Source organism: Rathayibacter sp. AY1D1 (genome assembly GCF_002932635.1).
GTDB lineage: Bacteria > Actinomycetota > Actinomycetes > Actinomycetales > Microbacteriaceae > Rathayibacter.
Map to the genome: position 1 here is coordinate 47,964 of NZ_PSVY01000008.1, position 23,540 is coordinate 71,503.

The following is a 23,540-nucleotide window of genomic DNA, read 5'->3' on the forward strand; positions in this document are numbered from 1 at the left end:
AGTAGGCGCGTGACCGACGCACGCCAGCAGCTCATCGAGTACATCGGCTCCGACGCCGTCTTCCACGGGGACTTCACCCTCACGAGCGGCAAGAAGGCGTCGTACTACGTCGACCTGCGCCGCGTGAGCCTCGACCACCGGGTCGCGCCGCTGATCGGGCAGGTCATGCTCGACCTCATCGCGCCGCTCGAGCGCGTCGACGCCGTCGGCGGCCTCACCATGGGAGCCGACCCGATCGCCGCCGCGATCCTCCATCAGGGCGCCGCCCGCGGTCTCGCCTACGACGCGTTCGTCGTGCGCAAGGAGCCCAAGGACCACGGCCGCGGCCGGCAGGTCGAGGGCCCCGACCTCGAGGGCAAGCGCGTCGTCGTCGTCGAGGACACGTCCACCACCGGCGGCTCGCCGCTGAAGGCGATCGAGGCCCTGCTCAAGGTCGGCGCCGAGATCGCAGGAGTCGCCGTCGTCGTCGACCGCGCGACCGGTGCCCGCGAGATCATCGAGGACGCCGGCTACCCGTACTTCGCCGCGATCGGTCTGGCCGACCTCGGCCTGAGCTGATGGTCGACGAGGGGGGACGCGGCGGGGGCCCGGGAGGCGGCGAGCACCCGGAGCCGGAGCGCCGCGGGTCCGAGGGCCGCGAGCCGGAGCCTGCCGGATCGGAGGCCTCCGAGCCGGAGCGTGCCGAGCCGGAGCGTGCCGAGCCGGAGCGACCCGAGCCGGAGCGTCCCGTCGGCAGCAGCGAGTGGCTGCTCCAGCAGCTCAGCGGCGGCCGCCTGAAGAGCATCTTCGACTCGCCCCGCCCCGTCCCTCCCGTGGAGGAGTCGCGCGCGGAGCGGACGTCCGGTCCTGCTGAGTCCGCAGCCGACGAGGCCCACGCGTCAGCGGAGGAGCGGAGGGTTGCGAGCGAGTCGGCCTCCTCCGCCGACGCGGCCGGACCGTCGTCGAGCGACCGCGACCGCGACAGCAACAGCGACAGCGACAGCGACAGCAACTCCGACGCGGCGCCGCGCCGTGCCCCTGCCGCTCCGGTCGGCCTGTGGCCGGGGGAGCCCGTGCTGAGCGCGACGCCCGCCGCCGAGGAGGCCGGCGGCGACCTCCCGAACCCCGCGGACGACTCGGCTGGGGTGGAGGAGCAGGACGCCGACGCCGACCGCGGAACGGTCGCGGAGCCGGAGCGCTCCTCCGACCGCGACGGCGTCCCCGCCGAGGGACGGAGCTCTCCGGGCGGCGACACGGGAGCCCCCGACGCGGGAGCCCGCGCCACGGTAGCGCCCGAGACGGGTGCCCGCGAGGCGAGTGTCCGCGAGACGGGTGTCCGCGAGGCGGGTGCCGGTGGGACGACTGCCGGCGACACGAGTGCCTCCGACGCGGACGTGTCCGACGAGGACGCCTTCGACGCGTTCTTCGCTCCCCTCCTCGACGACGATGCCGACGGCTCCGGCTCCGGCTCCGACGCCTCCGCCGATGCCGGCCGCACCGAGGTGCACCGCCGCGGGGCGGACTCCGTGCGCCCGGTCCTGCCGCACACCGACCCTCCCGCCGACCTGCCGACCGCCCCCGCCGGACTGCGCAGCGCCCACCGGCCGGACGACGAGCCCGATGCCGGATCCTCGACCGACGTCGACCCGGCGGACCGCTCCGGCGCCCTCTACCCCGCTGACGGACGCCCGGTCGGCGCGACCCCGCCGACTCCGCGCGAGCCGACTCCGCCCGCCGTCTACGAGTGGCCCGACCCGCGCGGGGACTGGGACCAGCCGCCCGTGTGGGAGCAGGTCGTCGCTCCGCAGGACGAGCCCGACGAGGACGGCGGCGACGAGGAGCTGTGGCGCGAGACCGCCGGCGCCTACTCGTGGAACCTCGAGCCGGCCGCCGAGCCCGCCGACCGCGCCGAGCCCGCGCCCTTCCGCACCGCTCCCGCGGCCGCCCACGTCAACGCCGCTCCGCCGCGGAAGCGCCGCTCCGCCCGGTCCCGACCCGAGAGCCGCGAACGCGACTCGGCGCCCGCCGCAGCGCCCGCGTGGCGCACGCTCAGCCGACGCCGGCTCCTGATCGGCCTGATCGCGGCGGGTGCGGTGATCCTCCTCGCCGGGCTCTTCGCGATCGGCATCGCCGTCGGGAGCGCCGGCGGCCGAGCAGAGCCGCAGGCCGTCCCGGTCGTCAGCGAGACGCCCACGGCGGAGCCGACCCCCTCGCCCACGCCGACCGCGACCCTCCCGACCGTCGGACCGCTACCCGTCGGCACCTGGGCCTGGAGCGCGCTCCTCGGCGGCGAGTGCGTCGAGCCCTTCGACTCCGTCTGGGCGGAGGAGTTCACCGTCGTGGACTGCGCGGGGGCCCACTCCGCCCAGCTCGTCGCCACCGCGGAGCTGACAGACGCGGTGTTCCCCGGCCAGGACGCCCTGGCCGTCACCGTCTCCTCGCTCTGCCAGGCGCAGGGCGTCGTGGACGTCGCCGCGGCCGAGACCTACGGCGACGTGCAGGTCGCCGGTGCGTTCCCCGTCACCCAGGAGCAGTGGGACGCGGGCGAGCGCAGCTACTACTGCTTCGTCGACCGGGCGGGCGGCGGCGAGCTGACCGGCTCCCTCGCCGGCACCCCCGCGGCCTGACGCGCGCCGTCGCTCGGGCCTCGGAGGACGCCGCCGGGCACCGGCCCGGTGCACCCGGCCGAGCCGCGGAGCGCCCAGTAGGATCGCTCGTCGTGCAGGAGAACGAGGCGACCCCCGCGACCGGACCCACCGCCTCCGTGGAGCTCACCACGAACGGCGTCGGCCCCTGGCAGGGCGAGCGGCCCGAGGACGACCGCCTCGACCCGGAGCTGCTGGAGCGTGGCGACGCGCGCAACGTGGTCGACCGCTTCCGCTACTGGCGGATGGACGCGATCGTCGCGGAGCTCGACCGCACGCGGCACCCGTTCCACGTCGCGATCGAGAACTGGCAGCACGACATGAACATCGGCTCGATCGTCCGCAGCGCGAACGCGTTCGGCGCGGAGGGCGTCCACATCGTCGGCCGGCGGCGGTGGAACAAGCGCGGCGCGATGGTCACCGACCGCTACCAGCACGTCCAGCACCACGAGACGGTGGCCGACCTCGTGCAGTGGGCCGCGGAGGCGGACGTGCCCCTCCTCGCCGTCGACAACGTCCCCGGCTGCGTGCCGCTCGAGACCTACCGGCTCCCCGAGCGCTGCCTCCTGCTGTTCGGGCAGGAGGGACCCGGCCTCTCGGAGGAGGCGATCGCCGCCTCGGAGGCCGTGCTCGAGATCACGCAGTTCGGCTCGACCCGGTCGATCAACGCCTCGGCGGCGGCAGCCGTCGCGATGCACGCCTGGGTGCTGCAGCACGTCCGCTTCTGACCCCCGCGAGCCGCGGTGCCGTGTCAGGAACCGGCGCCCGGCCCGCTGCCGGGACTCAGACCGCTGAATCCGGCGGGAACTCCGACTCCAGCGGCTCCGACGACAGGAGCTCGTGCACCCCGCTCAGCACCTCGTCCGGGCGGAACGGATAGCGCTCGATCTCGGCCTCGTCGCTGATCCCCGTCAGCACCAGCACGGTGTGCAGGCCCGCCTCGATGCCCGCGACGATGTCGGTGTCCATCCGGTCGCCGATCATCCCGGTGTTCTCGCTGTGCGCGCCGATCTTGTTCATCGCCGAGCGGAACATCATCGGGTTCGGCTTGCCGACGACGTACGGATCCTTGCCCGTCGCCTTCGTGATGAGCGCCGCGATCGCCCCCGTCGCCGGGAGCACGCCCTCGGCGCTCGGCCCCGTCGCATCGGGATTGGTGACGATGAAGCGCGCACCCGCGACGATCAGGCGGATCGCCTTCGTGATCGCCTCGAAGCTGTAATTGCGGGTCTCGCCCACGACCACGTAGTCCGGCGCCGTCTCCGTCATGATGAAGCCCGCCTCGTGCAGCGCGGTGGTGATCCCCGCCTCGCCGATCACGAACGCGCTCCCGCCCGGCTTCTGCGACGCGCAGAAGTCCGCCGTCGCCAGAGCGCTCGTCCAGATCCGCTCCTCCGGCACGTGCAGCCCCGACCCGCGCAGCCGCGCCGCCAGATCCCGCGGCGTGAAGATCGAGTTGTTCGTCAGCACCAGGAACGGCGTACCCGAATCGGTCCACTCCTGGATCAGCTCGGGCGCGCCGGGGAGCGCCTTGTTCTCGTGCACCAGCACGCCGTCCATGTCCGTGAGCCAGGCCTCGACTTCACTGCGGTTCGTCGCCATGGGTCGATGCTATCGGCGGCACCCCCGCGCACGACGGCGACGACCGGCGAACCGGCCGGCTCCCTCCGCTGACGCCCCTGTGGAGGGACGACCGTCGTGCGCCGGACGGCCGGACCCCGGACCCGCACAGCCGCGAGCGGGATAGCCTGGGAGGCATGAGTGGCGAGAACCTGCTGGGCCCCGAACCGACCCTCCTCCCCGACGAGCCCGCGGTCACCGCGGCCCTCGCGAAGCACGCGAACCCGGGAGCCGTCGAATTCGCCGCCCTCGCCGCCGCCCACCCGCGCTCCCCGCTGGCCTGGGCACTGCTCGCCGACAGCGTCTGGGGCATCGACGCGGCCCTCCCCTCCTACGCCTACGCCCGCGTCGGCTACCACCGCGGTCTGGACCTCCTGCGATCCGCCGGCTGGCGCGGCCAGGGTCCCATCCCGTGGCGCCACGGACCCAACCGCGGTTTCCTCCTCGCCCTCTACGCCCTCCGCCGCGCCGCCGACTCGATCGGCGAGACGGAGGAGGTCGCGCGACTCACCCATTTCCTTCAGCAGGCCGATCCCGCCGCCATCGACGAGATCGAGCGCTATCACGAGGACGCGCTTCCCCCCACTGCCGCCATCGTCATCCTCGGCAACGACTAGGCGGCGCCGGGGACGCGGTCCCGGGGGCGTCGGGCTCGGAGGCCGACCCGGAGGGCTTGAGGCGGAGTCGCGATCCCGTCCACCCGCAGTCCTGCGCATCGTCTCCTGTCGGCGTGCCACCCGCCGGCGAGGATCCGGCGGAAGCCCGACCGCTCAGGTCCTCCTCGTCCCTTCCCCTGGGTAGTGTTCGCTCCTGTGACGCTCTTCTCGGACCTCCCCGTCCTTCCCGTCCTCAGGCGCGCACGCGAGCGCGATCGCCTCGCGTCCGCGGAGGCGGGCTGCTGGGCGTGACACGGTCGGCCGGGGAGGCTCCGGTGAGCCGGTGGCGCCTGCGGGTCGCCGGGACCACGGCGGTCCTCGCCTTTCTGCTCCTGCTCGTCTGCGCCGATCCCTTCGGATCGGACTCCTCGCGGCAGTTCGTCCGGATCGCCCGCTCCCATGATCCGACTGGTCTCGTCCACGCCCTGGGTGGAGAAGGGATCGCAGTCTGCGCTCTCGCCTCACCGGCTGCAGCGGCGGCAGCCGCGCTGGTGGCCTCGAGCAGCCGTCGCCCCTTCGTCCCCGCACTCGGAGTGCTCGCGCTGCTCGAGGGGGCGTCGACCGTCGAGATGATCGTCACTCCGCCGTCGGTCGGTGGCGTGCTGTACGGCCTCCTCTCGGTTCTCGCGGGCACGGCGGTCGGGGCGCTGGTCGGCACGATCCTCCGACGAGTCGTCCCGAATCGATCCGCCGCACGCTCACTGCGGATCCTCTGGCGCACGTGGCTCGCCGTCCTCCTCGCCGTCGCACTGCTCGCCGCGGTGGCGGTGCCCCTCTTCGTCCGCCCCGTTCTCGATCCCGTGGGGGGAGCCGATGCGCTCGTGGTGCTGGGTCCTGCTACTGATCGCAGGGTCGGCCGTGCGCTCGCTCTGCTCGAGGAGCACCGGGATGTCACCCTCGTGCTCTCGACTCCGCGCCTGGAGAACGGTTCGTTCGCCCGAGCCGAATGCGATGCCGGCGAGGAGGTCAGAGTCGTCTGCTTCACTCCCTCCCCGTTCACTACGGGCGGTGAGATCTCCGAGCTGAACACGCTCTCCTCGGAGTACGACTGGACCTCGGTGGCACTGATGACCTCCACTCCGCATGTGACCCGGGTCCGCACGATCGCGTCTCGCTGCCTGCGCACACCGTTCTCGGTCGGCTCGGTCGACGAGCCGCGGCGGGTGAGCGAGTGGACTCTGGCGGTGGTCTATCAGGTGCTGGCGTTCGGCAAGCTGCTGATCCTGCAATCCTGTGAGAGCGGCCGCTCGTGAAGAAGGATCCGCCCCTTGGGCCCCCCTTCTAGGGGCGGAACCATGGATCCGCGTCGTCGTTCCAGGAAAACGACAGAGTCTCCTCTGCTTCCCTCCGCGGTCGGGGGGTGTGGCCGTCGACAGCCGATGGCGGGATGATCCGAGCATGAGGAGATGACGACGACTCTCGAAACAGGACCCGGATCCCGCCGCACGTTCCTCCGCTACGGAGGAGCCGCGGCCGCGGCCGCCGTCGTCGCCGCACCCGCCGCGGAAGCCGCGGACGAGACTATACCTGCGACCCGCGTCAACGGAATCCACAACTACCTCGAATTCGCCGGGACCACTGACGAGGACAAGCTCCGCGCCGCGATCGACTATTTCGTCGCCGCTCGCCAAGAGGTCACGTTGACGATCTCGAAGAGCTTCAAGATCACGCGCACCCTCGTGATCGACTCCTCGTACATCTCGCTCGAGTTCACCTGCGGTCCGCTGAATGCGACCGCCATCACCAGCGGTCCTGCTCTCACGGTGATCGGCAGTGCCACGTCCGGCTACCCCAACAACAGGGCGGCGATCACCGGACTCCGTCTGCTGGGGCCGGGAGCGTCCGCGACGGCCAGCACCGGAATCCTGTTCAACACCGACAGCACGACTGCCGCCACCACGCGCGGGCTCGGACTCTGGGGCCTGGAGATCTCGGGCTTCGGGACCGGCGTGTCCTTCGAGAACGATGCGTTCCTGATCAGCTTCTACAACTTCCACATCTTCCGCTGCAGGACGGCCGTTTCCATGCCCGCAGGCAGAGTCAACTACGGCGAGAACATCAAGTTCATCGGCGGTGGTATCGGCACCAGCACCCTCGGCGTCTACAACGCCAACCCGAACGGCGAGCTGCACTTCGTCTCGACGTCGATCGACTTCTGCGTGCAGGCCGTGAAGGTCGACGCGGGTCGGGTGATCCTGCACCAGCCGCATATCGAGATCAACGAGAGCGGCGCGAACTCCACGCTCTCGCAGTTCGTCACCGGGTCGAGTACAGCTGCGCAGATCTCGATCTCAGGCGGACACCTCTTCTTCCATCAGGTCCCGGTGGCCAACTACCTCTTCGAGACCACTGCAGGAGGGTGGGGCGGCGGAATCCAGGTCCATCAACTGTCGATGTTCAATACGCAGATGAAATCGGGATATCTCGCCGGTGGCACTGCGAAGGTCCGTATCAGCCAGCACGTCACCTCGGACGGGAACGGCAGCGGTTCGGGGCAGGGGTCGATTCTGCATTCGAAGGCGGCGAACAAGCTCGTCGACGGGAACTTCTCTCTCGCAGCGCCCGTCGACGCGTTCCTCAACGGCGCCGACGCGACGAGCCGCACCACCAGCCCGTCCATGACGCTGACCACCAGCGGCAACCAGCTGCTGATGACCCGAGTGGCCGGCGGTCCCGGTCCGGCGGTCTCCATCGACGTCCCCGTCACAGCGGGGCTGCTGTACGGCGTCGACTTCACCATCGCGGGATCCACGTCGACGGGCACGATGTACGTGTCCGAATCCTTCGTCGCCGTGACCGGCGTGTCCTCGTCGGGGATCCCGATCGTCGCTCGGAGCAGCGCTCGCCCGGTGTCGAATCTCGACCTCGCCGGCGCGAACGCGCAGGCTCCCTTCCGCAAGACCTATCAGCAGACGACCTGGAACCGGGTCGCTCCTGCGTGGGCGACGCACTTCCGGCTGCGGTTCACCTTCGGATCGGTGACAGCAGGAGTGACTCGCTTCTCGGAGATCGTCATCACCGAACTCTGACGGGGGCGGCGGGTGACGGACCTCGAGAAACCCGACTGGTAGCGTCAGACCATCCCTCGCCGGCCGAGGTCGTCCGCTCCGTCGCCGAAGCGGGCGTGTCGCGGTCCGATCACAGGCCGTGGTGCCCTCTCCCATGTCGTCTCGTGGTGCCCGGGGCGGTCCGCCGAAGAGACGAACGAAGGAGAAGCACGCGAATGATCCGGGCGCTCTTCTCCGTGAAGGACTTCTCCGGCTCGAGCAACCCCTACATCGAGCTGCTCGTCGGTTCGTTCCCGGCGTCGGTGGAACCGGTCGCGTTCACCTGGCGACGTGCCCTTCTCGGGCGCTACGACGTCTTCCACGTGCACTGGCCGGAGTACCTCTTCCGTGCCCCGCGCGGTCCGCGCCGCTGGCTGAAGTCCGCCCTCGCCTTCGGGCTCATCGCCCGGCTGCTCGCGTCGGGGACGCCGGTCGTCGTGACGATGCACAACCTCCGACCGCACGAATCGGGCAGTGCCGTCGAGACTCTCCTCGCGCGCTGGCTGGACCGGCTCACGGACGTCCGCATCTATCTGAACGAGTCCGACGAGAACGACCTGGACCGGGGAGTCGTCGTCCTGCACGGCGCCTATCCGGAGTCGGCCTCTGTCCCGGGCCCCCGTGAAGCGGGTCGGCGCATCCTGTTCTTCGGGCAGATCCGGCCCTACAAGGGACTCGAGGAGCTGATCGCGGCCTTCAGCGCACTCACCGACGGCGAACTCGTCATCGCCGGCGCGGCCGCTGTCCCCGAGTACGCCGACGAGGTGCGCAGAGCGGTCGGAGCCGACGGTCGCGTCCACCTGCGGCTCGGCCACATCGACGACGCCGAGCTGGACGAGCTCCTGGCAGGCGCGGACCTCGTCACCCTGCCGTACAAGTACCTCTACAACTCCGGAGCCGCGCTGCTCGCCCTCGGCGCGCGGAAGACGATCCTGGTCCCGGCGACCGGATCGACGCGGGCCCTCGCCGCGGAGGTCGGGAGCGGCTGGGTGGAGCTGTTCGACGGCCTCGTGTCGCCGGCGGCGTTGGAGGCGGGCCTCGAGCGAGCGCGCCGGCACGGAGAGAGGGAGCGACCCGACCTGTCCAAGCGCGAGCGTTCCCTCGTGGGAGCGCTGCACGGCGCCGTGTACGAGGCGCTCGTCGCTGCAGGCCGAGGTCGAGGACGAGGCGGGAAGGGGAGGAGAGCGGCGACGCTCGCTCGCCTCCGCGCAGACCCCCGCTTCCTCCGGCATTCCGAGCTGAATCGATGACCGAGCCGCAGGGAGTCGAATGAGGCGTTCAGCGCCGAGCCGCCGTTCACGTACCAGGACTACTTCGAGGGGACAGGACGGACCGGGTCGGAGTACACCCTCTTCGATGATCTCGACTCCGCCGCGGCTCACGCGACGCGGATCCGGCTGCACTCCTAGACGCCCGCTGGCTGCGTGGGATCCGGCGCCCCTGCTGGACGCCTTCCCGATCGACCGCTGGCGGCGCTGAGGACGGGCCGTCAGCGCCGCACTCGGCGCGGTGCCGCCAGCACCGCGTCGAGCAGCTGTGCGAGGTCGGCGGCGCGACGGTGCCAGCCGTACTGCTCCGCGTAGACCGAGCCCTCCCGGTTGGGTCCCGACGCCGCAGCCTCCAGCGCGGACCGCAGCCCGTTCTCTGCGCCCGCAGGGTCGTCGTAGAGCCAGACGCCGGGGGCGGAGCGGGCTCGCAGTGCAGGGGAGGCGGACGAGACGATCCTGAGGCCGGCGGCGAGGTACTCGAAGTACTTCATCGGGCTGCGACCCGCGTTGCCCGGGTCGTCCGAGAGCGGGAGCAGCCCGACGCGGGCGCTCTTCAGCAGCGCGGGCGCCCGGGAGTAGGGCACGGCGCCGAGCAGCTCCACGTTCGCGGGCAGCGTCTCCACGTTCTTCGGGAGCGGACCGGCGAGTCGGAAGGGGACGTCAGGGAACGCCGAGGCGAGCATCCGGACTCCTCCCCAGTCGAAGCGGCGGTCGAGCGCCCCGAGGTAGACGACTCCCGCACGCTCGGCACCGAGACCGTGGAACCGCTCGTACTCGACTCCGTTCTCGAGGACCAGCGTGCGCTCCGGCGCGGCCACTCCCTCGGAGACCGCGCGCAGCACCGGCTCCGACGTGGCGACGAGAGCGTCCGCCCGCTCGAGGAGCTCGATCTCCGCCGCCCGCATCCCCGGTTCGAAATGAGCGTCCGTGGGCCGGTAGACGACACGCTTCGGCTGCAGGAGCTCGAGGAGCGGCACGCCCATCAGGGGCTGGTCGACGATGAGGACATCAGGACGCATCGCCCCACTGGGCGCCCGCCAGGGCCGCAGCGGCACCCGCAGAGACGGCGTCCGCATCCGCGCCGGGAGCGATCCCAGTGGGGCGACGGTGAGCGGTTCGGCGTGCACGACGCCCGCCGCGTCCGTGCGTGGACCTCGCAGCGCAAGACCGAAGCGGGCCCGCACGGTGGCGTCCCGCAGGCGCCCCGCGTGCAGGAGCGAGGACGGCGTCGAGACGTGCGTCACCGTGTTCCCGAGGCGCGAGAGCTCGCGAGCCAGGTGGTGGCTCCCCACTCGGAAGACCCCGACCTCGGCGGTGTGGCTCGCGAAGACGATCTTCACGGGCGCCCGACCGGTCCGGAGGCGTCGACGAGGAGGTCGACGAGTCGTCCTCGCTGCATCCGCAGCGCCGACACGGAGTCTCCGACGCGCCTCCAGTAGTCGGACGGGTCCTCCCGCAGTTCAGCGATCTGGTCGCGGATGAGCGAGAGATCGGCGTCGAAGGCGTTGTGCACGAACCGGTCGATCCCGAGGTCGTCGTAGGCACCCCAGCCCTTCCGCTCGTAGCTCAGATGGACACTCGGAACGCCGCTGCGGATGGTCTGGATGCTGCCGTGCAGCCGGACCGAGACCACGACCGCCGGCCGATCCGCGACCCCGCTGCCGACCGCGTCGCGGAGCAGGCGGAATGGCCCTTCGTGGCCGAGCCGCTCGTAGAACTGCGGATCGTTGTTGCCGCGAGCGGTGGCTTGAGCGAGCAGCTCCGACTCCGGATCGCGCGCGAGGGCGTCGATCCGCGACTCGTAGGCGGCACGTCGCGACCGGCTCGAGGACAGCGCGCGGGCGACGATCCCGACGGGCCCGGGAGCTCCGGCCCGCACGACGGTCCTCGGATCGAACTCGTCGGGGAGGCCCAGAAGGGCCATGTCGGGAGCGCGGTGCACGTTCGCGAGGCCGGACAGCTCCTCGACGGAGCGGTCGTCCCGGGCGAAGACCCCGACGGCGCGGGCCAGTCGCGCCGCGATCACACGGCGGGTCCCGAGATTGAGCGGCCCGATGCTCTGCGGAAGGTAGACGAACGGAACGCGGTCGCTGCGCCGGGGCATCTGGACGAAGTTGGTGCACATCATCTTGACGACTTCGACGGGATTCTTGGTGCGGAGGTAGCCGCCCCCCACGCCGACGACGAGGTCGGACCCGGCGATCGCCCGGGCGTAGCCGGCGCTCCGGCGGCCGGAGAGCAGCGCGACCCCACCGCGTCGCAGCGTCTCGAGGCTGCCGATGCTGCCGGCACGGCCGGTGAGGGGGTGCAGGACACTCTCGTAGAGCTCCTCGTCGAAGCTCGCGGGATCGAGGGCGACGAGCGTGATCTCCGCCGTCGGCAGGGCCGAGAGGACCAGCTCCCGCGCCTCCTCGACGAGCAGGCCGTCGCCGGAGTTGGTGGTGCTGTAGGCGTGGACGATCGTGACCCTCACCGCGCGGCCTCCTCGAAGACGCGAGCATGCGCTGCGATGGAGTCCGACCAGTGGAATCGTCGAGCGTTGATCAGACCCCGGCTCCGCAGGTCGTTGCGGAGGGACGGATCGGCGACGATCTCGCGCATGTGATCGGCGATCGCCGTCGCGCCGATGTCGGTGAGCGTCAGCGCCGCGCCGCCCGCCACCTCGGCGAGCGACCCGCGATCGCTGCAGATGACGGGAACGCCGCACGCCATGGCCTCGACGACCGGGAAGCCGAAGCCCTCGTAGGTGGAGGGGAAGCAGAAGGCGAGCGCTCCCCGGAGCAGCGGGACGAGCGCCTCATCCGGTACGCGGCCGAGGTAGCGCACGCCGCGGGTTCCGCGGACCGCCTCGAGGATCGCGTCGCTCTCCCACGCCGGAGCGCCGGACACCAGGAGCGGCACCCCCGTCTCGTCGAAGACCTTCGAGGCGGCTCGGCACAGCTCGATGATGTTCTTGCGGGGGTCGAGGTTGCCCGCGTAGAGGAAGTACGGGCCGTCGATCCCCAGCTCGTCGAGCGCGACGGAGTCCTGGTCGGTGGAGCGGGTGTTGAACGTGTCGTGGTCGATCCCGTGCGGGATGGTGACGATCTTCCCGGCGGCGTCGGGTGCGACAGTCGCGATGTCCCGGGCGGAGGAATCGGAGACCGTGATGATCGTGGTCGAGAGTGCTGCGAGACGCGCGACGCGCAGGCGCCACAACCGGTCGGAGCTCCGGCTGCGCACATCGTCCACGTGGAGTGTCGCCAGCCCGTGGATCGTGCCGACGATCGGGAGGCGGCTCGGAACCAGCGGCCCCGTGTCCGCGGGGAAGTGGAGGACGTCGATCCCGGAGGGGCGGAGCCTCGGCAGTACGAGTCCCTCATAGGCGCCGTAGACGGCGCTGCGGGCTCGGCCCCCCTCGATCGGAGGTCGGGACAGCACGTGCTGCACGCCGTGTCCGGCGAGCCCGCTGTAGACGGTGCGGGCGTAGCGGGTGTTGCCGCCGACCTGTCTGTCGAGGACACGGGCGGAGACGAGCACTGTCGTCATGGCTTCCTCCTCCGAGGGGCGGTCGGCAGCAGGCCGAGGTAGAGCCGCTCGAGCATCTGCGACTGGTGCTGCACGGTGTTCAGGGCGAGGGCGTGCTCGGCGGCGGCGACGAGACGGGAACGGGCCGCCGGGTCCTCCAGATCGCCCCAGTACGACGCCACATCGTGGGGGGAGTGCGCGACCAGGGGCAGGCCGAGGCGATCGAAGGCGGGGATGTCCCGCACGACGAGGGCCAGCCCCATGCCGTGCGCCTCCAGAACGGCCATCGGCATCCCCTCCCACTGCGCGCTGTGCAGGTACACGTCGGCATCGCCCAGTCGGCGGAGCGCCTCGTCGCGGCTGAGCCAGCCGGTGACGTGGACGCCGGCCTGGTCGAGGGCGGTGCGGTGACGCCCCTCGCCTCCGCCGATCCACGTCGCGTCGACGGAATGGCCGGCGGCGCGCACGGCCTCCACGGCCTCGGCGAAGAATCGGGGATCCTTGTGCGTCGAGAGCCGACCGGCGCCGACGAGGCGGAGAGGCCTCGGCCCGCCGGGGCGAGTGGCGGGCGGGAGCGAGGCGGGCACCGAGTTGGGGACGTGCACGACCTCCGCCCGGCTGAACGGCCACCGGCTCAGACGGGCCTCGCGAGCTGAGCAGGCGGCGAACACGGTGGTGTTGAAGGCGAGGACGCCCTCGAAGACCCGGAACGCCGCCCGGGCGGGCAGCGGGAGGTCTCGGCGCTCGAAGCCGTAGCAGTGCGGCGTGTAGACGATCGGACGTCGCCGGCCCGCCCGGACCGCGAGGCGCGCGTACGCTCCGCCGAAGCTGGAGTGCGCGTGCACGACAGCGCCCGGCATTCCGGCCAGAACCGTTCGCAGAGCGCGGACTCGGGCGACGTGCCCTGTCGGCAGCGCCGTCACGCCTGCGAACGACGCGAAGGCGCTCTCCGGTACCGGAGAGTCCTCCCGCGGTGAATACACGAGCCTGTGCTGGAAGGCGGGCGTGGCCGCTACGTAGTCGCTGATCGCCGACGCGGTACCTGCGCCGAAGCTCTCCGTCACGTGCACGATCGTGCGCTCGCCTTCGCGCCAGTCCTCAGCGAGTGTGGATCCGCTTGTCAACCGTTCGCGCCCTTCCGGCTTGGCCGAGCCGTGGAAGGCTCCGGTCCCTGTCGATGACCATCGGACAGGATCCCTCACCGACCACGCGGTCCGTCGGCATGACTCCGTGAGCGATCCTATGTGCTCCCGGCCGACGGTATGAGGTCGAAAGGGGACCACCTCCGGGGGACCGGGACCGTGGTTAGTCTGTAGTCCTACAGAGCTGAACGGAGCTGCTGCAGGAGACGATCGATGATCGATCACGTCGGAGATGAGGCGCGAGATGGCTCGAGGGGGCGCTGCGACCGCGACGACGCGAGAGGGCGCGGCGCGTCTGGATGTCGTCCAGCGGCTTCTGTTCCTCGCCATCGTCTTCATGCCGTTCCAGCAGGCGCTCACCATTCAGGTCGGCTCTCCGCTGAAGATCACCGAGATCGCCGTCATCCTGGCCATCGGCTTCTCCGTGATCACCGTCCAGAAGGACCGGTACACGCCGGTGGGACGGGAGATCGTGCTGGGGCTCGGTGCGCTGGTCGTTCTGGCGACGATCTGGGCATTCCTGTTCAAGCAACCCGAGGTTCCAGCCGCCTACGGCTATGACCTGGGCTTCACCAACGACATGATCCTCTACTGCGGATACGCTCTGCTGGCCCTCGCGGTCTGGTGGTACGTCGGCCACCGACTGGGATTCCAGGACATGGAGCGGGCTCTCTCGATCGCCGTCCGCCTCGCTTTCGTCTTCTGCGCGATCCAGCTGGCCCTCCACCTCGCCGGGGTCCCGCTGCCCGCTCTCCTCAACTCGACGATTCAGATGGGGGCGACCTTCGGCGTCAGCCTGCCGAGGAACGGCCCGTTCCTCGAGGGGAACTACCTCGGTTTCTTCGCCGGGATCGCGCTGTTCGCCTGCCTGCGCCGTCGCGACCGCATCGGAATCGCCGCCGCCGTCGCCTGCCTCGTCTACTCGCAGTCGACGTCGGCACTGATCGCGACCGTCTCTGCGGCGGTCCTCACGGCGACGCTCCGCCCCCAGCGGGGAGTGGGAGTGCAGATCTTCAGCGTCGGCGCGCTGGGCGCGGTGATCGTCCTGCTCGTTCCCGCCCTGCAGCGCTTCGTCCTCGCGCAGCTCTCGAAGCTCGGACTGGGCACAGGCGCCGTCGACGTCGGCACCCGCTCGCTGAACGTCCGATCCCAGTCGTCGAGCACGGGCTTCACCATGGCCGCGGACAATCCGCTGTTCGGAGTCGGACCCGGCCGGTTCGGCGTGTGGAGGACCGACTACTCCCAGGCGGTGGCGGGGCTCACCTCGAACGGCGCCTCTCGCGGTCTCGCGAACAACGTCTACGCCCAGCTCGCTGCCGAGACCGGAGTGATCGCCCTGGCCCTCTTCGCCGTCCTCCTCGTGATGCTGATCGTGCGGGGATATCGGCGCAACGGGACGGCACTGGGTCTGGGGGTCTTCCTCGCCGTCGCTCTGGCCTCCGCCCCCGCGTGGACCGCCTTGACCGTGTGGATCGCGCTGGCGTACGCCGCATCGCTCGCCTCCGAGCCGCTGCCGGCGACGACCTCGATCGCCCGGTCCGGCCTCGACTCGGAGCGACGGGCAGCGGCGGTGTCGCGATCCATGGCGGTGCGTCCGGCGCCGTCCACCGGTCGGCACCGGCAGTTGTCGGATCGACGGTGAGCTCCGCACCCGCGACGACCGAGCTCTCCCTCGATGATGCGGTACACCTCGCACACGCCCTCACCGCGCACCTCTCCTCCACGCACGGGCTCCGCGCCCTGTTCATCAAGGGGCCCACCGCCCATGCACAGGGCATCCGCACGAGACGCGTGTCCAGCGATGTCGACGTGCTCGTCCACCCGGCGGACGTCCAGCGCCTCGTCGACCTGCTGGCCGAGCGCGGATGGATCCCCCGGCCCGACCGCCCGGCCCCGCGCGCGTACCCGGTGCACTCCGTGACCCTGTTCCATCCGCAGTGGACCTGCGACATCGACGTGCACGACCGCTACCCCGGATTCTTCGCAGAGCCGGAGGAAGTCCTCGACGTGCTGTGGACGTCGCACCGGACCGTGACGATCGCGCACAGGAGGGTCGCTGTGCCCTCCCCGGTCGCGGGCGCGGTCGTCGTCGCGCTCCACGCGCTGAAGGATCCCCTCCTTGCCCGGAGCACGTCCGAGCTCGAGTCGGTCATCGGGTTCCTCAGGGGCGCGAGCGAATCGGACCGGGAGGCGCTGCTCCTGCTCGTCGAGAGCACCCGCAGCGCCTACCCCCTCCGCCCGGTGCTCCACGCCCTCGGGCTGGACGTGCCGGACGACCTGGCCGTGCACGAGCGCCGGTTGTGGGATCTGCGGGTGGCCGGAACGGGGCGGTCCAGCTATCACTGGGCGCTCGCCTTCGTCGAGGCCACAGGGAAGCGGCGCATCGTGCTGATCGTGTCCGCGCTGACGACCGTGATCGGTCTCACACGCCGGGCGCGCCGGAGGGCTGCGGAGACGGGGATGGTCCGCTTCGATCGGCCGTCGTTGTCAGATCTGCGGGCGTTCCTCGGGCTCGTGCGCTCGCTCGCCGCCGATCGTCGACGCCGTCGCCGAGAGAATGCGACCCACTCGTGACCACCGTCGATCCGGGAGCTCTGGATCACGCCGTGTGGGCGCGATCCGATCAGCTGGCCTTCGTCGAGGACGACGCGCAGGCGGTGCTGCTGAACCTGTTGTCGCCGTTTCCCGTGCCCCTCGTGCTGAAGGGCACGGCGCACGCGATCTGGAGAAGGCTCGAGCATCCGTCCACGACCGTCGAGATCCTCGCGGGGCTCGCCGACGAGTTCGGCGTCCCCCGAGAGGTCCTCGAGGAGGACGTGCTCAGTTTCCTCCTGGAGCTGAGCACAGCAGACGTGGTCCACAGGCTGCCCTCGCGCTGAAGGTGAGACATCGTGCAGCAGTGTGCGCCGTGCGGGGGGTGTGAACGGCGGTCGTGACGGCGGCCTTTCCTCCGTACTGTTCGGGAATGGGAGCATCATCGCGGGATCGAGGACGACGGGCGCTACTGAGCCTGACGGCGGCAGCGGGCGCGGGCGCCGTGACGGCGGTGGCGACGGCCCCCCCGGCGACAGCGGCCAACGCCTTCCCGGACGCACGGCTGGACGGCTTCCGGGACTCGACCGAGTTCCCGGGAGCGACTGCTGAGCAGCGGCTCCGGGCCGCTCTCGACGCGGCTCACGCCCTCACGACCGAGTCCTTCCTCGTCGTCTCCGAGCCCGTCGTGCTGACAGCACCCTTGACGATCGACCTCTCGCGTGTGTCGATGGAGTTCGCCGGAGGCGATGTCGATGCGACGGCGGTGTCGGGATCTGCGCTCGTCCTCACCGCCTCCGAGGCCTCCGACGATGCGCCGCACACGCGCGTGAGCCTGCGCGGACTGCGCCTCACGGGTCCCGGCCGAGCGGCTCCTGGATCCGTCGGCCTCGAGCTGTCCTCGGCGACAGGCGTCCGAGGCGCAGGACTGTACGGAGTGGAGATCATCGGATTCGAGACGGGTGTCCGGTTCGGTCCCGGCGCCGAGCATCTGCGCCTCTTCCACGTGGCCGTGGAGGAGTGCGGCACGGGCGTCCTGGTCGCCGGCACTGCCCCAGGGTCGAATCTCGCGATGGTCGGCGGTTCTGTGCGCTCGTGCACGACGGGACTGTCCTCCGCGTCGACCAGTGGCGAACTGCACACGACGTCGCTGGCCATCAGCGGATGCGATCGCGCGGTCGAGGCTTCAGGGGGTGCCGTCACGCTGCACGCTGCGACCGTCCGCCTGACCCCGGCGAGCACGGTCAGCGCGTTCTCCACCGCTGCGACGACGACGGCCAGGATCAGCATCAACGGCGGCACGGTCTCCGCCGCCGCCCCGCTGGCGGCGGCCACAGTCTTCGAGACGGCTCACAGGAGCTGGGGAGGCGGGATCGTCGTGACGAGCACCTCCTTCCGCAACGTCGCTCCGGCATCGGGCTACCTCGTCGGAGGGACCGGCCTCGTCCGGTTGGCGGACGTCTCGATCCTGGACGAGCCCTCCGTCGTGCCGACCTCGGTTCTCGTCCACCGCGCCGCGAACCGGCTCGTCGATGGAGCCTTCGATCTGGGCACGGTCGCGGACGCGTACCTGGACACTCCGGACGCCACCTCTCGGAGTGCGAGCCCGTCGGCCACGCTCGCCGTCGCGTCAGGGCGGCTCCTGGTCCGGAAGACAGGCACCGGACAGACGAGTCTCTCGTTCGATGTGCTCAGCAGACCCGGGCAGGTCTACGCCGCCGACCTCGTCATCGGACAGGCCGCTGCGAACGGGTCGATGATCGTCTCGGAGTCCTTCGTCACCGTCTCCGGTCGTGACGCCCGCGGCATCCCTGTCACCGTCCGCTCGGAGCCCGTCTCCTCGACGACGCAGTCGATGGCGGCGATGGCCGCGGCACTCCCGTTCCGGGTAAGACCCGCGACCGGCGTGGATCGCCAGGCGCCGTCCTGGGCGTCGCATTTCCGCGTGACCGTCGGCCTGAACGACCCCGCCGCGGGAACGGTCGGCATCGACGACGCGGTCGTCACCGAGATGTGAGGACCGGCCGCTCGCGCGGTGGCCCGATGCGTCAGTGGGCGCCGCCTCCGGGGGCGACGACGGCCTGCACGGTTCTCGCGAGCAGCGCGAGGTCCCCGGTGAACGACCAGTTCTCCACGTAGTAGAGATCCAGTCGGATGGCGTCCTCCCAGGAGAGCGTCGACCGCCCGCTGACCTGCCAGAGCCCGGTCATGCCCGGCTTGACGTTGAGGCGCCGGCGCGCGGCTTCGTCGTAGAGCTCGACTTCTCCCGCCACCTGCGGCCGCGGCCCGACGAGCGACATGTCGCCTCTCAGCACGTTGAAGAGCTGAGGGACCTCGTCGATCGAGTACTTGCGCATGAAGCGTCCGATCGGTGTGATGCGAGGGTCGTCGGTGATCTTGAACAGTGGTGTTCCGGACGTTCCCTGAGCGGCGAGCAGCTCGGCGAGCTGATCATGAGCGTTCACCACCATCGAGCGGAACTTGATCATGCCGAAGGGCTTGCCGTTGATGCCGATCCGCGTCTGGCGATAGAACAGGGGCCCCGAGCTCGTCAGCTTGACGGCCAGTGCGACCGAGGCGATGAGAGGCATCAGCACGGCGATGAGGCTCAGCGATCCGACGATGTCGAGGGCACGCTTGCGCGCCTGCTTGCTGCCCTCGAATCGAGGTGTCTCGATGTGCACGAGAGGAAGGCCCGCCACCGGGCGCATGTGGATCCTCGGTCCGCTGATGTCGGTGAGGCTCGGCGCCATGACCAGGTGCTGGCGCCTCGGCTCGAGACTCCAGCTCAACTGTCGGATCTGCTCGGGTGGCAGGTGGTCGCTGCTCGTGATGATGACGGTATCGGCGCCGGTCCGGTTCAGGATGCCCGGCACCGCATCCACCGTGATGTTCTCGAAGACAGGCACCCCCCACCCGCTCACCCGATCGCTGGCCAGATCCTCGGGGATGCACACGCCGACAACGAGATACCCGGCCCCGGGGGCGCGGACGAGCTCGCGGTAGATGTGCTCGACGCTCCGTGGCGAGCCGACGAGGACGACGGAGGAGGAGTACCGGCCCGCGCTCCGCTGCTGCCGCAGCCACACCCTCCAGGCTCCGCGTCCGAGCCAGAGCAGGACGAGGCCGAGCGGGAGCGCGGTGATGATGTACCCGCGGGCGAAGCCGATCTGGCCGAGGTAGGCGACGCACGTGATCACGGCGAACAGCAGGAGCGTCGCATCGAGGATGCGCTTGTACTCCGTCACCTCTCCGCCGAGGACACGGTCTTCGCGTGTGGCGTAGAACTTCAACAGGGCGGCCCACAGCACCACGATCATCGAGGAGACGATCCAGTAGTTCGCGAGCAGGCCCGCGATCTCCGGCTGATGGCCGGCCACGAACAATTCTCGGCTCTCCACTCCGAACCAGAAGAACTGACTGCTGAAGACCGAGAACACGATGACGAGGACATCGGTGATGACGAGTTTTCTGGCCACTGCTCGGGACCAGGAGCTCCGGCCCTTCTCGGAGGAAGAGCTCTTCGTGGAAGTGGGTGTTTGCAGTTTCACCGTGTGAGCCCTGTCTGCGACTGACCGCTGTTCTCTCGCATAAGCGACCTGCCCTCAGCGTAGTGGTCGGGCGTCGTGCTCCTCCGTCCTGAGCGAAGCTCCGCGCAAAGGCCCCTCCTAGGGGATGCTCTCGGCTATTCCGACTATTCCCCGACGATGAGGACGCGCTCGGACCTCCGTTGTGCGCCGTCGACGACCGCTCGGACGTCGGCGGCGGAGATGTCCCGAGCACGGGGAGTCGAGGTGGTTCGGCGGGTCGGATCCGTCGGGCGGTTCAGGTCTCTCGGCTCGCGCGGTCGGCGCTCGTGCGTCCGGTGCTGATGCGGTGTCGCGGCGTCCCGCCGCTGTCGATGGGGCGTGACGCGCAACGGCAGGAGAAGACTCGGGAGAGGCGCCGCGAGAGCTCGCGAGGGGAGACCGGCGGACGATCGTCGGGCACCGACGGCGGGCACGTCGTCGCCGGCAGGGACGAGCAGGACGCTTCCGCTGCCGGAAACGACGACGGCACACTCGTGCTCATCGAGACGGACAGGTGCTGCGCCGGAGTGCTCCTGGGCGTGGAGCCGAGATCGGCGCATGCGTCTGCGGTCATCGGCTCCGGCCGCGGCCGCGGCCAGGCGCCCGTGGTCGGGCGCTCCGGGGGCGAGCGCCTCGCCGGCGGACGATCCTGCCTCGACGGGGAGCTGCTCGGAGCCGATGACGAGCCGTGTCGCGGCTTCCCGGGGCGCTTCCGCTCTCCGTTCAGGACGTCGCGGATCGCTCGGGTCGTGTCGGGTTCGGGCCGGTGAGCGCGACCGGGGATCGAGGCCCTGTCCCCGTCCGCCCGAGCCGGTCGTCCTGTGAGCGAGGCATCCGCTCGCACGAGCGGGTCCGGTGACGTCCTCCCTCGGTGATCGAGGGGAGGACGTCACCGGACCCGCTAGTCCTGCTCGGGGGGCGCGCCGTCGTCAGGGCGCCCCCTGGTGATCAGCTCAGCCGCAGAGTGCCGCGCCTGCCACGTAGAACGCGCGGATGCCGATGTTCGGCGTCGAGGCCGACGCCACGCTGGTGACGTTCGTGATCGTGACGACGGGGCTGCCGGTGCTGTTGCTGTCCCACGTCCCGGGGTTGCTCAACGGGGTGCGGTAGTACTGGTTGTTGTCACCGATCACGTTGATCCAGTTGCCGCCGATCTCGACTCCGAGGTCCTTCGCCGTGCGTCCGGCCGGAAGTGCGGTGAGCTGGGTGCCGTCCTGGTCGAACACAGCGGCCGTCGTCGCGAAGATGCGACGCGTCGCGCCGAAGACCTGGGTGTCGGCGGCGACCTGACGCAGCCCGGTGACTGTGGCGAGGACCTGCGTCCACGGCGACCAAGACGCTCCGGCCTCGATGGTCTTCGTCGCCTCCCATGCCGTCCCGTCGGTCGCGACGAGCGACACCCGCCACAGGCTGTCGTCGCTGAACGACACGGCGATGTCGAGGACAGTGCGGCCTCCGGGCGCGGCCGCGAGCGCGACGCCGTCCCAGTCGTACACCGTGCTGCCGCTGGCCGAGAACAGGCGGGCTCCGCGGTCGCCGCCGGCGATGATCAGACCGTCATCCGCCGCGATGCTGGTCATGCCGATGCGGATGGGGGTCGTCGTGTCCCACTCGTAGAAGCCGCCGGAGGGGGCGGTGTGCGAGTAGACGTCGCCGTCCTGGGAGACGACGTAGCTCAGGTAGGTCGCAGACGCAGCCGTGTCACCGACGCCGGTCCACGCGACTGCGAAATCGACCACAGTGGTGACAGCTTCCGGCATCTCGGACTCGACATTGTTGCGACGTCCGCGGAAGGTCGAGGTGCGGGTGCCGCTGGTGCCGTTCACGATCGCTGCGGTGGTCGCATCGGCCACGGGAACGGTCGGCTGGGCCGGATTCACCACGCCTGCTGTCGTGGCCGTGATGGTGCCCGTCTGGCTGACTCCGGCGGTGGCGAAACGCAGACCGTTGAAGCCCTCCAGGAGGAGGCTTCCGCCGGCACCCGTGAACAGCGTGCGAGGTGTGGCCGTGCCGTCGTACCAGCGCAGCGCGGTCGGCAGAGTCACCGTCACCGCGATGCCTGCGGCGGCCGGAACTCCGGAATCGCTCACCTGGAGGTAGGCGTTGAACGGGTTGCAGCTGCTCGTCGTGTAGGAAGTAGTGGCATCGCCACCCTCCTGGTCGACGAAAGCGACCGTGCGCACGGTCACCGGGGCCGATGCGGCGGCGAGCGGCGCACCGATCGCCGCGACGACGACGGGAGTGGTCCATGCGGCCGCCTGCAGGACGGTCCGGCGGCCGGGAACCGCATTGCGAGCCGGAACGGGCGAATCAGAAGGGGACGTGTTCGACATAATATGCCTCTCTGGTTGGACGAATGGCCTGCGGATCTTCAACGAACGACCTGAGCCGTAGACGGCAGACGTTCCCTCGGAAGATCCACTGCTCATGTCGCAGCGTCCCGAGAGTTTTTCCGCGACGATTGATTTCGCGAGAGGGCTGTCCTTCCCGCGGCAGGCCTGAGACTACTGCACACCAAGTAATTCCACGCAACGGGGTTCGACGATCTCGAGACAGATGAGAGAGGCTCCGAAACGGCGGCGGAACGACTATCCGCCTCACTCCGAGGTCGCCCTGTTCTGCCGCAAGAGAGATGATTGATCGACAGGTGAGGCGCAGAGCCGTCTCCCGCTTGTGTTCCTTCTCTCTCCTGGCGGATCGATCGGGCCGTGAGTCCGGCCGGATGAGGCGCTCCGGTGTCGGCTGCCCGGATGCGTCTCCCCGCTCGCTTTCCCGCCCGAGGAACCCCTACAAGGCCGATCGGAGGATGGCCTCTACGGCCTTCGTGATTCCGTCACCAGGCGCGCACGGGCAGGACCGCCTCCCGAGGGCGTCCTCCTCGTTCAGGTGCAGCGTCTCCGTCGGCTGCACGGCCTCGTCGTGATCCGACTGATCGGCCTCACCTCGGCCGGGCGCGGGCTCGTTCGCGGATCCCCGGCGGCGAGAGGAGGATCGCCGGCGCATCCGCAGTCGCTCATCGACCCATCAGGACGTCCGCTCCGTTCCGGCTCCTCCGACGCTGCCGTCGCGTCGTCCGACCTCGGCGCCGGAGCGGCGGCGACGGGCGCCGCTCCGATGGGACTCGGGTCGGGTCCGGTGAGCGGGCGCGTTCCGCCTCCGGCGCAGTCGGGTGCGGGAGGATGATCGGATGGACGACACGGCGGTACGGCGGCTCCTCGAGGGGCTCGCGGGGGCGGAGGCGAGCTTCCCGTTCGGCCCGGGCACGCGGGTGTGGAAGGTCGCCGGGAAGGTCTTCGCGCTCGAGTCGGAGCGCTTCGAGCGCCCCGTCGTGAGCGTCAAGGCGCTGCCCGAGAACGTGGTGCACCTCGTCGCGGGGGTCGAGGGCATCGAGCCCGGGTACCACCTGAACAAGAAGCACTGGGTGACCGTCGATGCGGGCGGGGCGGTGGAGTCCGGGCTGGTGCTGGAGCTGATCGAGGAGTCCCACGCGATCGTCGTCGCCGGACTGCCCAAGCGGCTCCGGCTCGCCCTCGGCGGCACCGCCGCCGGCTCGCTGAACGAGGACCGCTGAACGA

The 23,540-nt window shown here is 70.5% G+C and carries 19 protein-coding genes; 12 read left to right on the forward strand and 7 right to left on the reverse strand.

Going from position 1 to position 23,540, the window contains the following annotated elements; genetic code table 11:
- Nucleotides 1-9: 9 nt before the first annotated feature.
- The 3 genes from pyrE (at nucleotide 10) to C5C56_RS07870 (ending at nucleotide 3,352) form a co-directional block, all read left to right on the forward strand.
- Complete coding sequence (gene pyrE / locus C5C56_RS07860; RefSeq protein ID WP_104225724.1) at nucleotides 10-558, forward strand: orotate phosphoribosyltransferase; 549 nt, start codon at nucleotides 10-12, stop codon at nucleotides 556-558.
- Nucleotides 558-2,606, forward strand: coding sequence for a hypothetical protein (locus C5C56_RS07865; RefSeq protein ID WP_104319351.1), 2,049 nt, complete (start codon nucleotides 558-560; stop codon nucleotides 2,604-2,606). The genes pyrE and C5C56_RS07865 overlap by 1 nt, the downstream gene beginning before the upstream one ends.
- 92 nt (nucleotides 2,607-2,698) lie before the next feature.
- Entirely contained in the window at nucleotides 2,699-3,352 is a 654-nt protein-coding gene (locus tag C5C56_RS07870) for a TrmH family RNA methyltransferase (RefSeq protein ID WP_104225722.1), read from the forward strand.
- A 55-nt stretch (nucleotides 3,353-3,407) separates the two neighbouring features.
- Here C5C56_RS07870 and C5C56_RS07875 read toward each other — a convergent pair whose 3' ends face one another.
- Nucleotides 3,408-4,226 (reverse strand): HAD-IIA family hydrolase, encoded by an 819-nt coding sequence (locus C5C56_RS07875; protein WP_104225721.1) that lies wholly within the window; start codon nucleotides 4,224-4,226, stop codon nucleotides 3,408-3,410.
- Between the two features lie 155 nt (nucleotides 4,227-4,381).
- Between C5C56_RS07875 and C5C56_RS07880 the strand changes: the two genes are divergently transcribed.
- The 4 genes from C5C56_RS07880 (at nucleotide 4,382) to C5C56_RS07895 (ending at nucleotide 9,197) form a co-directional block, all read left to right on the forward strand.
- Nucleotides 4,382-4,861: a DUF3151 domain-containing protein gene (locus C5C56_RS07880; protein WP_104222800.1), complete on the forward strand. Its 480-nt coding sequence runs from the start codon at nucleotides 4,382-4,384 to the stop codon at nucleotides 4,859-4,861.
- Nucleotides 4,862-5,175: 314 nt separating this feature from the next.
- Entirely contained in the window at nucleotides 5,176-6,153 is a 978-nt protein-coding gene (locus C5C56_RS07885; RefSeq protein ID WP_104269030.1) for an ElyC/SanA/YdcF family protein, read from the forward strand.
- 153 nt (nucleotides 6,154-6,306) lie between these two features.
- Complete coding sequence (locus C5C56_RS07890) at nucleotides 6,307-7,929, forward strand: twin-arginine translocation signal domain-containing protein (RefSeq protein WP_104222798.1); 1,623 nt, start codon at nucleotides 6,307-6,309, stop codon at nucleotides 7,927-7,929.
- A 194-nt stretch (nucleotides 7,930-8,123) separates the two neighbouring features.
- Nucleotides 8,124-9,197 (forward strand): glycosyltransferase, encoded by a 1,074-nt coding sequence (locus C5C56_RS07895; protein WP_104262617.1) that lies wholly within the window; start codon nucleotides 8,124-8,126, stop codon nucleotides 9,195-9,197.
- 239 nt (nucleotides 9,198-9,436) lie between these two features.
- Here C5C56_RS07895 and C5C56_RS07900 read toward each other — a convergent pair whose 3' ends face one another.
- The 4 genes from C5C56_RS07900 to C5C56_RS07915 are packed head-to-tail and all read right to left on the reverse strand — an operon-like array spanning nucleotide 9,437 to nucleotide 14,227.
- Nucleotides 9,437-10,555, reverse strand: a complete 1,119-nt coding sequence (locus C5C56_RS07900) for a glycosyltransferase (protein ID WP_104262618.1) — start codon at nucleotides 10,553-10,555, stop codon at nucleotides 9,437-9,439.
- Nucleotides 10,552-11,688: a polysaccharide pyruvyl transferase family protein gene (locus C5C56_RS07905; protein WP_181027183.1), complete on the reverse strand. Its 1,137-nt coding sequence runs from the start codon at nucleotides 11,686-11,688 to the stop codon at nucleotides 10,552-10,554. The genes C5C56_RS07900 and C5C56_RS07905 overlap by 4 nt, the downstream gene beginning before the upstream one ends.
- Entirely contained in the window at nucleotides 11,685-12,743 is a 1,059-nt protein-coding gene (locus C5C56_RS07910; RefSeq protein WP_104225715.1) for a glycosyltransferase family 1 protein, read from the reverse strand. The genes C5C56_RS07905 and C5C56_RS07910 overlap by 4 nt, the downstream gene beginning before the upstream one ends.
- Nucleotides 12,740-14,227, reverse strand: coding sequence for a glycosyltransferase family 4 protein (locus C5C56_RS07915; RefSeq protein ID WP_104319374.1), 1,488 nt, complete (start codon nucleotides 14,225-14,227; stop codon nucleotides 12,740-12,742). Before C5C56_RS07915 ends, C5C56_RS07910 begins: the two co-directional genes overlap by 4 nt.
- Between C5C56_RS07915 and C5C56_RS07920 the strand changes: the two genes are divergently transcribed.
- From C5C56_RS07920 to C5C56_RS07935, 4 genes are all read left to right on the forward strand, one after another.
- Nucleotides 14,109-15,506 (forward strand): O-antigen ligase, encoded by a 1,398-nt coding sequence (locus tag C5C56_RS07920; RefSeq protein ID WP_181065640.1) that lies wholly within the window; start codon nucleotides 14,109-14,111, stop codon nucleotides 15,504-15,506. The two genes, C5C56_RS07915 and C5C56_RS07920, sit on opposite strands and share 119 nt — an antisense overlap.
- Nucleotides 15,503-16,438 carry a nucleotidyltransferase family protein gene (locus C5C56_RS17795; protein WP_181027180.1) on the forward strand — a complete coding sequence of 312 codons (936 nt, stop codon included), beginning with the start codon at nucleotides 15,503-15,505 and terminating at the stop codon, nucleotides 16,436-16,438. The genes C5C56_RS07920 and C5C56_RS17795 overlap by 4 nt, the downstream gene beginning before the upstream one ends.
- Nucleotides 16,435-16,743, forward strand: a complete 309-nt coding sequence (locus tag C5C56_RS17800; RefSeq protein WP_181027179.1) for a PqqD family protein — start codon at nucleotides 16,435-16,437, stop codon at nucleotides 16,741-16,743. Before C5C56_RS17795 ends, C5C56_RS17800 begins: the two co-directional genes overlap by 4 nt.
- 167 nt (nucleotides 16,744-16,910) lie before the next feature.
- Nucleotides 16,911-18,413 (forward strand): hypothetical protein, encoded by a 1,503-nt coding sequence (locus tag C5C56_RS07935; RefSeq protein ID WP_146078929.1) that lies wholly within the window; start codon nucleotides 16,911-16,913, stop codon nucleotides 18,411-18,413.
- A gap of 31 nt (nucleotides 18,414-18,444) precedes the next feature.
- Here C5C56_RS07935 and C5C56_RS07940 read toward each other — a convergent pair whose 3' ends face one another.
- Both C5C56_RS07940 and C5C56_RS07950 read right to left on the reverse strand, forming a co-directional pair.
- On the reverse strand, nucleotides 18,445-19,875 hold the full coding sequence (locus tag C5C56_RS07940) for a sugar transferase (protein ID WP_258059309.1): 1,431 nt from the start codon (nucleotides 19,873-19,875) through the stop codon (nucleotides 18,445-18,447).
- A gap of 1,043 nt (nucleotides 19,876-20,918) precedes the next feature.
- Nucleotides 20,919-22,298: a hypothetical protein gene (locus C5C56_RS07950; protein ID WP_146078822.1), complete on the reverse strand. Its 1,380-nt coding sequence runs from the start codon at nucleotides 22,296-22,298 to the stop codon at nucleotides 20,919-20,921.
- A gap of 854 nt (nucleotides 22,299-23,152) precedes the next feature.
- On the opposite strand from C5C56_RS07950, the gene C5C56_RS07955 reads away from it, so the two are divergent.
- Nucleotides 23,153-23,536, forward strand: coding sequence for an MmcQ/YjbR family DNA-binding protein (locus tag C5C56_RS07955; RefSeq protein WP_104222787.1), 384 nt, complete (start codon nucleotides 23,153-23,155; stop codon nucleotides 23,534-23,536).
- The last annotated feature ends 4 nt before the right edge of the window (nucleotides 23,537-23,540 follow it).

Coding starts and splice junctions, on each gene's coding strand:
- C5C56_RS07865 (WP_104319351.1), top strand. CDS start 558: ATGGTCGACGAGGGGGGACGCGGCGGGGGCCCGGGAGGCGGCGAGCAC.
- C5C56_RS07875 (WP_104225721.1), bottom strand. CDS start 4,226: ATGGCGACGAACCGCAGTGAAGTCGAGGCCTGGCTCACGGACATGGAC.
- C5C56_RS07880 (WP_104222800.1), top strand. CDS start 4,382: ATGAGTGGCGAGAACCTGCTGGGCCCCGAACCGACCCTCCTCCCCGAC.
- C5C56_RS07890 (WP_104222798.1), top strand. CDS start 6,307: ATGACGACGACTCTCGAAACAGGACCCGGATCCCGCCGCACGTTCCTC.
- C5C56_RS07895 (WP_104262617.1), top strand. CDS start 8,124: ATGATCCGGGCGCTCTTCTCCGTGAAGGACTTCTCCGGCTCGAGCAAC.
- C5C56_RS07910 (WP_104225715.1), bottom strand. CDS start 12,743: ATGACGACAGTGCTCGTCTCCGCCCGTGTCCTCGACAGACAGGTCGGC.
- C5C56_RS07920 (WP_181065640.1), top strand. CDS start 14,109: ATGGCTCGAGGGGGCGCTGCGACCGCGACGACGCGAGAGGGCGCGGCG.
- C5C56_RS07915 (WP_104319374.1), bottom strand. CDS start 14,227: ATGGTGAGCGCCTGCTGGAACGGCATGAAGACGATGGCGAGGAACAGA.
- C5C56_RS07950 (WP_146078822.1), bottom strand. CDS start 22,298: ATGTCGAACACGTCCCCTTCTGATTCGCCCGTTCCGGCTCGCAATGCG.
- C5C56_RS07955 (WP_104222787.1), top strand. CDS start 23,153: ATGGACGACACGGCGGTACGGCGGCTCCTCGAGGGGCTCGCGGGGGCG.